This is a genomic window from Xenorhabdus sp. SGI240 (assembly GCF_040081915.1).
Lineage (GTDB): Bacteria > Pseudomonadota > Gammaproteobacteria > Enterobacterales > Enterobacteriaceae > Xenorhabdus > Xenorhabdus bakwenae.
Window position 1 is genome coordinate 1 of the sequence record NZ_JBEBMB010000018.1, and the last position, 12,900, is coordinate 12,900.

18 protein-coding genes are annotated in these 12,900 nt (G+C 42.0%); 6 read left to right on the plus strand and 12 right to left on the minus strand.

The features are described 5' to 3' along the window. Positions 1 to 113: 113 nt before the first annotated feature. The 4 genes from ABLA76_RS04445 to ABLA76_RS04460 form a co-directional block, all read right to left on the minus strand. Entirely contained in the window at positions 114 to 356 is a 243-nt protein-coding gene (locus ABLA76_RS04445) for a type II toxin-antitoxin system ParD family antitoxin (protein ID WP_348987013.1), read from the minus strand. A 149-nt stretch (positions 357 to 505) separates the two neighbouring features. Next, positions 506 to 1,102, minus strand: coding sequence for a hypothetical protein (locus tag ABLA76_RS04450; protein WP_348987014.1), 597 nt, complete (start codon positions 1,100 to 1,102; stop codon positions 506 to 508). Further along, the gene (locus tag ABLA76_RS04455) at positions 1,099 to 1,983 is read right to left on the minus strand and encodes a site-specific integrase (protein WP_348987015.1); all 885 of its coding nucleotides are present in this window, start codon (positions 1,981 to 1,983) and stop codon (positions 1,099 to 1,101) included. The genes ABLA76_RS04450 and ABLA76_RS04455 overlap by 4 nt, the downstream gene beginning before the upstream one ends. After that, the gene (locus tag ABLA76_RS04460) at positions 1,976 to 2,200 is read right to left on the minus strand and encodes a hypothetical protein (RefSeq protein WP_348987016.1); all 225 of its coding nucleotides are present in this window, start codon (positions 2,198 to 2,200) and stop codon (positions 1,976 to 1,978) included. The genes ABLA76_RS04455 and ABLA76_RS04460 overlap by 8 nt, the downstream gene beginning before the upstream one ends. Positions 2,201 to 3,010: 810 nt before the next feature. Here ABLA76_RS04460 and ABLA76_RS04465 point away from each other — a divergent pair. Beyond that, positions 3,011 to 3,379, plus strand: coding sequence for a ProQ/FINO family protein (locus ABLA76_RS04465; RefSeq protein WP_348987017.1), 369 nt, complete (start codon positions 3,011 to 3,013; stop codon positions 3,377 to 3,379). Between the two features lie 18 nt (positions 3,380 to 3,397). Here ABLA76_RS04465 and ABLA76_RS04470 read toward each other — a convergent pair whose 3' ends face one another. The 4 genes from ABLA76_RS04470 to ABLA76_RS04485 form a co-directional block, all read right to left on the minus strand. Beyond that, positions 3,398 to 3,715 (minus strand): type II toxin-antitoxin system RelE/ParE family toxin, encoded by a 318-nt coding sequence (locus tag ABLA76_RS04470; RefSeq protein ID WP_047770629.1) that lies wholly within the window; start codon positions 3,713 to 3,715, stop codon positions 3,398 to 3,400. Beyond that, on the minus strand, positions 3,699 to 3,971 hold the full coding sequence (locus tag ABLA76_RS04475; RefSeq protein ID WP_348987018.1) for a plasmid stabilization protein: 273 nt from the start codon (positions 3,969 to 3,971) through the stop codon (positions 3,699 to 3,701). The genes ABLA76_RS04470 and ABLA76_RS04475 overlap by 17 nt, the downstream gene beginning before the upstream one ends. 315 nt (positions 3,972 to 4,286) lie before the next feature. Next, the gene (locus ABLA76_RS04480; protein WP_348987019.1) at positions 4,287 to 4,544 is read right to left on the minus strand and encodes a helix-turn-helix transcriptional regulator; all 258 of its coding nucleotides are present in this window, start codon (positions 4,542 to 4,544) and stop codon (positions 4,287 to 4,289) included. 182 nt (positions 4,545 to 4,726) lie between these two features. Beyond that, positions 4,727 to 4,972, minus strand: a complete 246-nt coding sequence (locus ABLA76_RS04485) for a hypothetical protein (RefSeq protein WP_348987020.1) — start codon at positions 4,970 to 4,972, stop codon at positions 4,727 to 4,729. 629 nt (positions 4,973 to 5,601) lie between these two features. Here ABLA76_RS04485 and ABLA76_RS04490 point away from each other — a divergent pair. Together ABLA76_RS04490 and ABLA76_RS04495 are read left to right on the plus strand one after the other, a co-directional pair. Further along, positions 5,602 to 6,456 (plus strand): hypothetical protein, encoded by an 855-nt coding sequence (locus ABLA76_RS04490; RefSeq protein WP_348987021.1) that lies wholly within the window; start codon positions 5,602 to 5,604, stop codon positions 6,454 to 6,456. 15 nt (positions 6,457 to 6,471) lie between these two features. Next, entirely contained in the window at positions 6,472 to 6,909 is a 438-nt protein-coding gene (locus tag ABLA76_RS04495; RefSeq protein ID WP_348987022.1) for a DUF1240 domain-containing protein, read from the plus strand. A 30-nt stretch (positions 6,910 to 6,939) separates the two neighbouring features. Here the strand turns inward: ABLA76_RS04495 and ABLA76_RS04500 are convergent, their stop codons facing one another. Then, a complete protein-coding gene (locus ABLA76_RS04500; RefSeq protein ID WP_348987023.1) occupies positions 6,940 to 7,419 on the minus strand; it encodes an Hcp family type VI secretion system effector in 480 nt (159 codons plus the stop codon). 125 nt (positions 7,420 to 7,544) lie between these two features. Continuing rightward, entirely contained in the window at positions 7,545 to 8,234 is a 690-nt protein-coding gene (locus ABLA76_RS04505) for a replication initiation protein (protein ID WP_348987024.1), read from the minus strand. An 824-nt stretch (positions 8,235 to 9,058) separates the two neighbouring features. Between ABLA76_RS04505 and ABLA76_RS04510 the strand changes: the two genes are divergently transcribed. After that, a complete protein-coding gene (locus ABLA76_RS04510) occupies positions 9,059 to 9,397 on the plus strand; it encodes a hypothetical protein (protein WP_348987025.1) in 339 nt (112 codons plus the stop codon). A 601-nt stretch (positions 9,398 to 9,998) separates the two neighbouring features. Here the strand turns inward: ABLA76_RS04510 and ABLA76_RS04515 are convergent. Continuing rightward, complete coding sequence (locus ABLA76_RS04515; RefSeq protein ID WP_348987026.1) at positions 9,999 to 10,601, minus strand: hypothetical protein; 603 nt, start codon at positions 10,599 to 10,601, stop codon at positions 9,999 to 10,001. A gap of 185 nt (positions 10,602 to 10,786) precedes the next feature. Further along, positions 10,787 to 10,957, minus strand: coding sequence for a hypothetical protein (locus ABLA76_RS04520; RefSeq protein WP_348987027.1), 171 nt, complete (start codon positions 10,955 to 10,957; stop codon positions 10,787 to 10,789). A 1,360-nt stretch (positions 10,958 to 12,317) separates the two neighbouring features. Between ABLA76_RS04520 and ABLA76_RS04525 the strand changes: the two genes are divergently transcribed. Both ABLA76_RS04525 and ABLA76_RS04530 read left to right on the plus strand, forming a co-directional pair. Then, complete coding sequence (locus ABLA76_RS04525; RefSeq protein ID WP_285811905.1) at positions 12,318 to 12,554, plus strand: type II toxin-antitoxin system CcdA family antitoxin; 237 nt, start codon at positions 12,318 to 12,320, stop codon at positions 12,552 to 12,554. 2 nt (positions 12,555 to 12,556) lie between these two features. Next, positions 12,557 to 12,871 carry a CcdB family protein gene (locus ABLA76_RS04530; RefSeq protein ID WP_285811906.1) on the plus strand — a complete coding sequence of 105 codons (315 nt, stop codon included), beginning with the start codon at positions 12,557 to 12,559 and terminating at the stop codon, positions 12,869 to 12,871. Positions 12,872 to 12,900: the final 29 nt, after the last annotated feature.

The following is a 12,900-nucleotide window of genomic DNA, read 5'->3' on the forward strand; positions in this document are numbered from 1 at the left end:
TCTCGATTGGCATATTACTATAAGGGCTAGCGGGAGCATTCGCGCAGGAATTTACGGTTTGGAACTATGCCCGGGTATTGGGTGACCGGACAGCTCTACTCATCCAAACCCCCTTATACTCGATATCGCTGTTTCCTCTGCTCAGCAATGTCCCGTAGCGTTAGGGGGCTTTCTCCACTTTCCAATCCTTCGAGTACTGCGTTACGGATCGCATCATCTAGATTTTCCTGTTTTTCCAGCAAACGTAACGTTGACCGCATAACTTCGCTGGCTGAACCATAGCGGCCACTTTCAATCATTCGCTGCGCAAAACTGTCAAGCTGTTTTCCCATACTGACTGACGTAATTTTTCTCATATTGAATACCTGTATTAACTATTAATACATCAAGCTGATAAGCCAGGCCATATTTATCTATATGGGCACAAATCCCCAACAACGAGACCAGATGTGTTTTGTAGCACCGCCGCTATGCCGGCAATCCAACAAAACATTTTTGGATAAGGTTAGCTTTTGATGAATTTCTGATCCTGTTTACGGCGCAGTCTCTCTGCTGTAGCCGTTGCATTCCGGCGTCGCCGTTCTGCATCCTGGGCTTTGATACGGCTCTGTTCAACTTCATGCGCAGCGGTGACTCGCTGTCTTTCAGTTTCTGCCATGAGGTTCCTGACTTTGGCCGCGACGTCTTGTTCAAGCTGCCTGGCACGGTCTAAAGTACAGGAGGCTTCCCTTTCCCGGGTTTCTGCGACCTGGAGTTGTGTCTGCAACCGTTGCTGTGCGACTTTATCGGCGCTTTCAGCACGACGCTCCGCGGCTTCGGCTTGTTGCCGGTAGTATCTACGCTGGCTCTCGTGATCTGCATCCTGTGCTGTGCTGAAAGCAGGTGCGGAAACCATGAGGGTGAGAACGCCGCCCAGCACTGCTCCGGCTAGCGCAACAGGCCAGAAGTGTATGGCGACGGCAAATCCTTCTGCAATCACCCTGATCCGGTCATTTTCGGCCAGTGTGCCGACGATAAGATCATTCAGGCTGGCATAGACGCCAAAGCTGACAACGGAAAGAACGAGCAGGAATGCCAGCCCTGTTATTACACGCCATTTCATCGCAGGTAAGTCTCCGTAATTTCCGGCCGAAAATGCCCCATTTCCTGACTAACGGTGGTCAGTGCGTCCTCCCGGACAAGTCCCTGCCGTTGCAGTTCGCTCATGCGCTCCTGGGCATAGGAATGGCGCAGGCCATGCGCACCGGCAGACCAGCCCAGCACGCGGCTGGCGGCCGCGCTGAAACTGTTTGTCCAGGCTTTGCCGGCACCAATCTCATAGCGGGAAAGGTAATTTATCCCCCGGTCTGTTATCGTCCGGGGTTCAGGGCGGCGCAGGGATTCCAGCCGTTCTGTCAGATGATGGGGGATCAGAACTTCTCGAACCAGCCCCCCTTTCCCCTGTACGGTGTACAGATGGCCGTCGCGGCCGTTCCATTTGGTTGCTGTTGCCGGTCTCTCGTTAGCCGGGCACTCCCGGACGGGGGCCAGTGTGTGCAGTTCGTGTGCCCTGAGTCCGGCCGCATACGCCAGCTCAGTGGCCAGCGCGTTTCTGGCGGTCTGTGCGCGGGCAATCAGCGCCACTTGTGCCGGAGTGTAAGCGCGGCCGGTCAATACCTGAGGACTTTCAGCGCGGATAACCGGAAGGGTCTGGTCGTGGGGTAATGCGCCGGTGACGTGGTGCATCATGGCCTGAATGGCCTGCCGTTCCATGTCCAGTGTCTTCTGTCCGACGGCTTCGCCGCGGGTTTCCAGATAGTCGATGGCTGTCGTTGGCGTCAGTTTTCGCAGGTCAGAGCAGGCGCGGGAGGACTTCACCCATTCCGCCACGCGGGTTAAAGCCTGCTCGTAGTTGCGCACGGTGCCAACGGAGCGTAACACGCTGCCCTGCATGGCTTTCATAACGGAGGCGGCCTGCCTGGCCGGACTGGCGAATTTAGCCATTGCGCGCCAGCCAGCGTGTGACGGTGGAGAGAACGACCCGGATACGTTTTTCCCTGAGCCAGCGTTGCAATTCGGCGGCGCTGGCCCCTTCACGGTGCAGTTGCAACAGTTCGCCGGCGTGACGATCAAGGCGGGATTTCCGGTAACGCTGCTTGCGGATAATCCGGGTCTGTTCGCGCAACTCGGCCAGCTCATTGCCTGCATCAAACTGGGGCATGTGTTTCTCCACGGGCTAGGGGGTGTAAGAACGACTGACCTGAAAAGGTTCAGCGACAACTGAATGTCTATTTGCCCCGGTTTGAACCGGTGTAGTTCAGGCTCGGACTAATCTCGCCTTATTACCCGTCAGCGTGGGTAAATCGCGGCTGTGACACTGGCTCAGTGGCGTTTGGGCTGTCCGCATCAGAAATCGCCAAATGGGCTGTTGGGTGACAGAAATCTCGGATCGTTGACCTGTATCCGGTGTAGCAGGAGTGCGTCAAAGGGCACCAGACTTATCACAGTCTTCACCATAGCGTAAAAACCGGGCTAAGGATAGTTGCGTTTAAAATATTGCGTGTAAGTATAACAAAGCCATAACCCCCCGCTATGCCCAACTTTTTAATTGTTGGGCATAGCGGGGGGTTATGGCAAAAACCGACAGGAGGATAAAGTGGGGTTTATAACGCACGGAATTCGCAAACTTGGCTGCGATAGATGGTCTCAATGCGTGAATCATCTGCCTGCCGGACAAAATGAGGTCATGGGAAATTAGCGTATCGAGCGGGGATTCTGCCGTTGTCCAACGACTGCCAGTAGGGGTTGATACGCTGAACCCCTAAAACACGGCGTGTTGTCCACGCTTACTGTGGATAACGTTGTGAGCCTGATGAAAAAACAGGCACTCAAAAGCGGGATAGCGTGAGTTTTGTGCGAATTGGTTATTTTATGGACTGTTTAAAAGAGGGGGGGGGTGAACGGTTCTGTTACGCGAGTGAAACAATATGTAAAATGCTAATTTTAACAATGTTTTTAATGAGAGAGCACTATGGCGACAGAAACTGAAGAAGAAAAAAAACAATTTGAGCGGGAAGCAAAGGCGCTGTTAGAAGGTTTCTGGCCAGCTTTGTTTTGTTACCGGGCGCCGCGCCCTCTTAAAGTGGGGGTGCTGGAAGACCTTATTTCGGATGCAGAAGTCCGTGGATTGCCTTTTGACAAAGAAGTGCTGAGAAAAGCGCTCGTGAAGTACACCTGCCGCTATAAGTATCAGGATGCGCTAGCACAAGGCGGGGAGCGTTACGGACTTGATGGAAAAGCCGATGGGATGGTTTCAGATGAACAGCAGGAGAGAGCGAAAGGGCAGATAGCCCGGCGTAATGCAAAGGCGGCTCTCGTAAGAAACGCAAAAAAGTCTTGAACCAGCCATTTCTGGGCGTTATTCGTTTACCCCCTGTTCGCGTATTGAGTGGGGATTCTGCCGTTGTCCAACGACTGCCAGTACGTTAACCTGTTTCGCTTGATCGTCTACTTCGTAAAGGACATGCTGTCCTGCCAGACTTATGCGGCGTATATCCTCGCCGTAGCGCTGATCCATTTCGTACAGGCGGGGAAACTCTGCCAGTTTGTCAGTGGAATTCAGGAGGCGATCCGTCACATTTCTGGCATCCCAGAGTGATGAATTTTCTGCGATATAGTCAAAAAGTGCCATAACGTCCTCGATAGCGCCTTGTTTCCATTCAACGTGATACGGCATCTCGTAACTCCTGATAACGGCTTTGCAACTGCTGGCGAAGCTGTCCAGTGGTCATCCCTGGGCGACTGTCGGCGCGGGCGGCCGCAACTTTGGCTCTTACCCGTTCTTCGTACTCGCCCTGCGCCAGTTCTTCGTTAGCCAGTCGTTGCAGGAGTTCCGCTTTCCGGGCTGCGTCGGTGTCAGGCATGATCTGGGGCAGACTCTCTGCCAGTTCACGCAGGAAGTTGGCGTTTTCATAGTGAGTTGTGTTGCTCATGGTCATACTCCAAATTTTCGTGTGTGTAGGAATCTCGCAGCGTTTTTCTGTGAGTTGTGCCAAAAGACTGGCCTGTGTCGATTATACGCCATCAAATTTAATTGATTAAATAAAGGCATTAAAAACAGCTTATCTTATGGTTGCTCGCCGAAATCGCCCAAAATTTTGTTGGGGTAATCCCCAAATCACTCTTCGCAGCATCACTTGGTAAAATCCAAGTGATGCCAGTAAATTATGATATCTCTTTAGCTGGATAAGGGGTTTGATAAGTGCTGAAAGTGACCTCCATCCAAAGAGGGAATTAATAGTTCGCTATCATGGATTATTTCGAGGTTTGCGTTCTATCAGGCTGCCCATGTTATCGAAATAACGACTGGGCCAAATTTCGGAGGGATGAAGTTCAAGACGGTTAGCGATGATCCATTCGCCTTTAGGCCAAGGCCGAACCAGCGTATTCGCTAATGTGGATGAACTTAATCCGGCCTGACGGGAGATTGCTGATAAGGTCGTTCCCTGTTTGCGTAATGCGGCAATGACATCAGCCGGATGCCAGTCTTTTTTTTGTGCGCTCATTTTCTATTTTCCTTTTTTAAATGAAAAAAGTCAGAGGCGCAGTACAGGAGTGCTTAATGCTGTCTGAATTGTTACAGCAAAAACATAGACAAGCGCACTGGCAGAAAATCCTGCCAGTGGAACACTCTACAAGGCTGCGACCCCTTGGTTATCAGTTTAGGTCGATAACATTTTTAGATTACTTATTTGGATAAGTCGTAATCTGATTTATTTGGTTCTATGATTTCTTTTACCGCTCCAATATCCAGTTCTTTGCTTAATTTCCGCAATTTTTCGACGATGACATTAATACAGCTATGGATATGCCTGACATTAGTATCTATATCAGATTGGTTGCAGAGATATTCGGCGCATTTAATGAGATCACAGGAATCTCGCGCCAGTGCGTAAGCATCTGTCTTAGTTTGATAAACGAAGTATTTAGTCATGCTTTACCTCGGCATTATGAGGTAAGACGACGGCAGGTACAGAGGAACACCATCGGAAAAGATTCATTTTTGTTTTCTCCTTTTAGTGGTGGCAGTTCAAACAGGGTTCGCAGTACCGGGAGTGTTCTTCCAGCGAGGCCAAAGCCTCCCCTGCCTGAACCACCATAGAAAAGGCGAAAACAGGCACACTGGTATATTTATTTCATACCAGTGGAACACTCCAGGGCTGCGACCCCCTGACTATCGGATTTTGCCAATAGCGTTATCAGGTTAACGGGATAATTAAAAATATTCAATAATAAAATCAACTGGATGTATCGGAGGTACTCTATGCCAACATTTTACACGTATTGCGTTTTTCGTCCTTTAGCCAGTTTTCGATACCGGCGAGTTTCACTAGCCATCGCTGTTGTTCGGTGGGCGATTTCAGCCCTGTGATATAACTCACCCGTGCCTGCAACTATTCGTCATTCGTGCTTATTATCACCTCTCAGTGCCATATCCCGACAGGGAAACTTGATCCGGTTCCCAATAATTCAGAAAATCTAAAGAAAAAATAGCGGAGTCCGATAAGATATGAGACAAAATATCAATAAGTTATCATGCTATGTAATTTTATGGAGTGTCAAATGAGTAGAAGAATTTCAGATGAATTTATGGGTGGGCAGGTGGTATTTGATAATGGAAAATTAAAACCTCTTACTCATATGGAAGAGTATAGAAAAAAACAATTTGCTGAACTTGAAAGGAAACTAAATGAAAATGAAGAACATCATGCTCTAATTACTATGGAAGAAGCAGCGGGTTTTTTAAAATCTTACTTATGTAAAGATGGAGAACATAAAGCATGGAAAGATAAGGTGTTTGCATGTACTGATCCAGCTTCTTCTTTTTTTGGGAATATGCTTGAATCTATTGGTTTGGGTAAAATAATTAATGAGTTCAAAAGTCTTGGTGTTAAAGCTAAAGAGTATAAAGTCAAAGGTGTTACTTATATAAAAATAACAGGTAAAGAAAGCGTTAGGAAACTTATTACAGGATCAAATTATCGTATTGATAATCCTAAAATATTAAAAATAGGTATTGGTTCAAAAGCTATCATAAATGGTATATTCGAAGGGACTAAACATAGCATATATTTCTCCCTTGCTTATAGAGCTATGGAATGGATTATGAAGGATGAATATGCCCTTGCTGAATTTTTAGGTAATGTTACAGTTGACATGGCTAAATTAGCTATTACTGCATTGGCAACTTTAGTTATTGGCAAGGTTGTAACTGCTCCTCTTTTGGCTATAGGGGTAAGCATTATTGGTATTAGTGTTGGGCTTTTCTTGCTTGGTCTCGCTATTGCTACGATTTTATATGCTCTAGATAATGATTATGAAATAACTAACAAAGTTGTAGCAAAGTTTAAAGAAAAAGACAATATTGATAGGGTGAAATATAATTTAATGAAAGGCTTTAGTATGGGTCAAATTTAATGATAAGGTTTATATATGTCAAATGATATTAATAATAATGGATTGCTGGATATTCCTTTTTGGAAAAAGATATTTTATGTATTAATATCTTTTCTTTGTTTGTTAATTGTGTTTTTTGTCGTATTTAATTCATGGAAAGATCTTTTTTCGTTAGTTAATTTTGATGAGAGAATATATTTCTCATGGAGGGTTTTTCTTTTTTGCTTTGGTTTTCCTATAGTTTTTCATATGTTTTTTTCTGTTATTTTGATTTGCCTTATAAATAATCCAAAGTCATTCATTAATCGTTTTTTCAAAATTTTCACAAGAGTGTTTTTTGTCGTTTTTATTTTAAGTTTACCAGTTTCTTTATATGTTGATTATAAATTGAAGTCGTTTGGGTATTTAACATGTAATAAAAAATCCTGGGTTGCACCAAATGAATATGTTAGAAATATAAATTTATGTCACTAAGCATATATTAAATATATGCTTAGTTTTTGCTTAGTACACTCTGTCTTCCCATATACTATAGGCGGATGTACCTGCTGCCACATGATTCCATGAAATTGATTTATAGTTAAGTATAACTCTTTCATATGGCATGGCATCAAAATCATTTATAGAATTCGGATAGGCACAAGAAACTTCAGAAATAGTGGCTTCAGTGATTTTTACTTCATAGAATAATTCCAATTGTCCAGCTTGACCAGTTCTGAAAAAAATAAATTTACCATCTAGCGATTCGTTGGAATCTATTGCCATGGCTAATAGTGGTGATGATTTGTCTATGGGTTTAATAAATTGTATAGGACTGTGACTAACGTTTTGCTGACGAGTTATTGAGTGGTTTAAACTCAGTACTTGTATTTGGTTTTCGTGTCCGTTCTGATACCTATTTCCTATTGAATCGAGAGTTGAACACCCCGCAGATATGAGGCCTTGCTTTTTACCATTTAATGTTAGATAAATCATGTATGACATAAAATTACCATCCTAGTTATTTATAGATAATCTAAATTAATAATATATCACACAGACTTTCTTTAAAAAAGAAATATAAATCCAAATAAACGGTTTGGTTTTATATTATTTTCTAATAATTTTTGTTAAATGCTCATTTTTATTTGATTATCCTCTTTAAATATGAAATGTAAAGCGACAACATTACGCCCATTTTTAACAGTATCAACGGATACAAGCAGATTACTTTTTTGATTTAGTTCTTTTATAGATGGCTTTAAGAGAAGTTTATTTAACTCCTTGAATTGTAAATATTTATCTTCTATTCCTAACATAGATCTAAAATCTTTTAGATTAATGATTCTGTCTCCAGTTTTTTTGAATTGCATTAATAATTCATAAATTCGTATGCTATAGGTTCTCTTTAGTGCTGAAACATTTTTTACTGCAATGGTAGTAAATTGGCCTTTTAATTGTGTCAAATAAGGCATGATTAGATCAGAAAAAACTAATTCTATTTTTCCTTGACCATTAAAATATTTAGCTTGGCCTTGAATCCATCTTATTTTTTCTTCTTTTTCCTTCCAATGAATATAAATCCAGCGTTCAGCTAATTTATCAGCGGCCTCCTGTAATCTGCGTTCTGCATTCTCTCTGCCCATATCAGGAAATGCTAAGTAAAACTCACTGGCAGTTAATTGAAATGTTTTTTCAGGCGTGACTGCTTGAGGGTTCAATTTACCGATGCACATCAATAAAACTCTTTGTTCTTGGAGAGTCAATTTATAACTAGCTTCAATGAGAGCATTTGACTTGTAGGCGATAATCTCGGTCATATCTTGTACCATTAATTATTAGTGGAAAACATTTTTTAGACACCACTACGAACATAGGTGGTGTCTTTTATTTGTCAACCACATTTGGCTGTGAATATTACCGTCAAAAGCACCACCTATTACCGTCAAAAGCACCACCTATTACCGTCAAAAGCACCACCTATTACCGTCAAAAGCACCACCTATCATGATATAATAGATTGATTAATAATGATAAAAACAGACCGAAAACAAGAATAAAAACAAAAAAACAAGTTAAAAAAAGGCCTCCCTGTGGATAAATCAGAAAATTTAGTCAGCCCGATCACAAAAAAGGATGTCGTCGCTTTGCAGCTCCTCTCAGCCGCCCTCACGGGCGCTCTACGGTTAGATCCTGCTGTCTCCGACTCCATGCTATCGAGAACCTTTTATTTCGTGCCTATTGGTTCGCTTCGCTCACGGCTTAGCAGGGCGGATGGGGTTAAATGTTCCCGTTCAGCCCTCCTTTTGTATTGACTGTTTGATCCAAAGTGATCCCAATTAACCCGAAGAGCAGCCTTACAGGCATAAAAACGTATATAAGGCACGTTGAGCTGTTTTTAAAATGCAGAGTTACCGTTTCATCACTGAATGCAAAAAAACGCTCACAATCGCTTTGAGGAGTTTTTTAACTATGTTTTTTTTATACAGAGTGATTTCCACTTCGAAAAGTGGATCAATCGCCGATCATGGGGTCCGCTTGGAAAACGGAAAATATCCTACGCTAAGCCTGTTTTTTGTACAGATTGATATCAACTGATCGTAACGGACGGTATGTACAAGCACAACAAATCTGGCTGATTCTTGTGGCGTTCGTCGAGCATAATAAATCTAATGGTTTATCTACCATTACTTATGGCGAGTTAGCTGAACAAATGGGGCATAGCTCAAGGCAAGCAGGGAGGACATTAGGTCGTCAATTAGGCATTATTGGAAATTTGTGCTTGTTGAATGATTTACCACCATTAAATTCAATAGTTGTTAACCAACAAACTAAAGCTCCAGGTAGTGAAGTCGTTATATCTCCTTTGGGAAGTGTTGATATCGACCAACAGGCAGTTTTTCAAACAAATTGGTTTGAGTTCAGAGTTCCTACAACAGGGACTTTTCGCACCGTCTGGGAGAATGTTGATGAATGGGTGTAATCAAGAAATTTAGTGGGGTTGCACGCCGGAAACGCCGAAATGCACATAATGAGTTTTAGTATTGATGAGGAACTGTGCAATAAATAGGCTTAGCGTAGGATATTTTCCGTTTTCCAAGCGGACCCCATCATCGTTGCACATACACTTTTTACGGGGATCACGGGGTTTCGGGAGCGATGGAACAGTAAACACCGTTAAGCAGTCAATTTAAATAGCCAAAAATTGGGTAACCAATATCATGTATGAATTTACAGATGGTGAAGTCAACCCCGTAAATCCCGTTAAGTATTTTACAGAAAAAGGATTTTCTTTTTTGGACGCTGATGAGAGTTCTGGGGAATTAGCGTATGATGCTGTAAACTTTGGCGTTTGCTAAATATGATCCTTCCAAAAGAATTATAAACTTACCTGTAGAAACAAAAAGTGGCCTTGAAAAAGTACCACTTTTACATAGATTGCTCACTGAAAAAGTGGGGTAGGTTATTCAAATATATGGAAAGTGATTATAACAGAAAAATGTTTACCAGTAGTAAAGCGGTGCTTACTTATAAAACTGGGAATACGGCAATTAAAGCATACTTGCTGTTAGATAAATATCATTTTAATGAGAAAGATGAAAATAACTGAAAAGGTAAATTATTTTTGCCTTTAAGTATAAAAGGAAACTAATTTTTTTATCTAATGATATTACGATGGGTATATGGATTATAGCAACGAAATATATTGACGCAAAAATGTAAAACATTACATATGGGTTGTTATTACTTGCGTATATGCTTGCGAAATATAGTAATATGAATATGAAGTTGAGTGTGATTATTGTGGATAGATCCCAGCGAAACAAATCACTAAGCCACTCATCATATTTATCTTTTGATTTGATTTGTTGCTCATATTTCTCGTTGGAAAATTTTATTTCCTTCTCATATGAATCGTTTAAATATTGAATTTCCTGCTCATATGCCTCATTTAACAATTTAATTTTTTCCTCACGATGTTCATCGTTTAACGATGTGATTTTTTTTTCTTGTTTATCTCTTAAAGATTTAATTTTTTTCTCATATTTCTTTCTTAAAGATTTATTTTCTTTTTTAATCTCATCCCTTATGTATTTCATTTCTCTTTCATAGGCATTTCTTAAAGATTTATTTTCTTTTTGTGATAGTTTACTTAATAAGTAAATGTTGTTATTTTTCATTTTCATAATCTTCTTTCTTTTTTATGGGCTATGGTATTTCCTGTCGCCTGAAAACTTAGTGTCTATTCTTTCTATAAACGCATTTTAAAATTTAAATTCATGTGCTATTTTTCCATCAACACATTGAAATATAATCAATTCTAAATTTTGATTTTTATCAATAGCATTAAGTAATAAAGGGGATGAACTATCTAAATTTTTTCTAAAATTATTGTTTCTATATAACTTAAGTCATCAATACCTTTTGATAAATCAAGGAAGTTAACCTGTATTTTATCTTTATGGGTATCATTGTCTGAACAGTTTCTAGACAACAATCCTTGATCTGCCCCTGTAATTTCCATATAAGTGGTATGCTGCACAACATTTTCTCCTTTGTTACTTATTCCTAAGTAAGCCTTTATTTGAAAATAGTCAATAAAAACAGATGCATCGTTAGATATATCATGTATGACATAAATATTGATGTCTAGTTTATTTAAATAATGCTGACCTGAATGCCAAGCCAGGGATGATAACTTAACACATTAGAAAAACTTGCAATAGGAGCATAAAAACACAAAAGATCGGCCGGAGATCCTTTTTGATATTTGGCGATAAAATAACCAAAAACCAGAATTTCACATAAAGCTGCCTAATGCCCCAATGTGGTATAACCCTGAGAGGAGCGAAGCGACATCATCATCGCTTGTGTTTTTTCCTGTTTGGGATCTTTTCGACGTTTATCCTAGATCCCCTGTCCCGTTGATTGATTTCTTTATCAGGTACGCACTGTACTTTGTGAGACCGCAGCGTGATTCGGAGGTAGAGCCGTCATATCGTGTGACGGGACGTGATTACCACAATTTGCCTGTTTATCCTTTCGGAGACCGGGCGAAGTCCGAATCAATCAAGGGGTATGCAATGGGTTATAGTCGTTGAATGGTTTTAAGGAAGTAGTGACTCGCTAGCTTCCCTCTGCTAAGATAGGATTGCGACGTCGAATCTTGGCAGAGATGCATACAAGATTTAGAGTACCAGAGCCGAGGCAGTTTCACCACTGTTCTCGGCTTTGTTACATTTGGGGCTTGATCAATTTCTCACTCTGTGAGATCCGCAACGCTCGCCGCAGTATTGACTAGCGAAGTCTGTCAATGCGAGGAAGCGTCATATCATCCGTTGTTAATCTGATGCACGTTCACACCGAAGCTGATGGTTTTTTTCGTCGCCGCAGATTTTTTCCTTGTGAGAAAATTTATAAAAATAAGATGTTCGTCACAATTTCGGCATCAAACTGATCTGTGTGTGAGGGCGTGAATAATTATGCAGTCGCTGAACAACGTCTGGGCGTAATTTTGCGGGTTTTTGGGGCGTAATTTTGCGGGTTTTACCGGATTGAGGTGAAAACCGCCCTGAGAGGCATACTGGAGGTTCTGGCAACAGATGTTATGTTAAATACGGGACGATTTTTTTGTACTTGCTAGGGGTTATCTGAGTAACGATACGAACGCCGCCCTAACCGAGGGACAGGATATTTTTTGTTGAACCGCCATGATGTTTCGGGGGGAAACAAAGAAACTGAGTGTGTGACTTACTCGTTACGGTAACGGCTCAGGTAACGTTAGTTTATCCCCGTATGCGCGGTTTAACGGAAGGTAACGCTGAACAACCTCAACGCTCAGTACTATAATTCGTGTATATATACGTGTATGATACACGAATACTTGGTACAGGAGAGCAATCATGACCGCAAAACAACGCAACACACAGAGCATAACCATGACTGTAGAGCGAGGCTTACTTAATAGGGCGCGTGAAGCGGGTATTAATTTTAGCGCAACACTTACTGCCGCCTTGGATGCTGAATTACGCCATTATGAGGCGCAGAAATGGAAGGAGGAAAATATGGAAACTCTGGAGGCATTAAACCGTTTCCATGATGAACATGGTTGTTTCAGTGATGAATACAGGACATTTTAACGATGCAATTTACCGTTTATCGTAATACCGGAAAAACCGTCGTTTATCCCCTGTTGCTGGACGTCACGAGCGACATTATTGGGCAGTTAAACCGCCGAATTGTGATTCCACTGCTGCCAGTTGAAAGATATCCTGATAACAGACGCCCTGAGCGCATGATTCCCCTTATCAGGCTGATAGACGACAAAGAATATGCTGTCATGACTCACGAACTGGCAAGTATATCTGTTCATGCGTTGGGGGCTGAATTTTGCGATGCGTCGCAATACCGTAATCAGGTAAAGGCTGCAATAGATTTCCTCATTGACGGTATTTAGCAAAAAGGTGATCTCGATTGGCATATTAC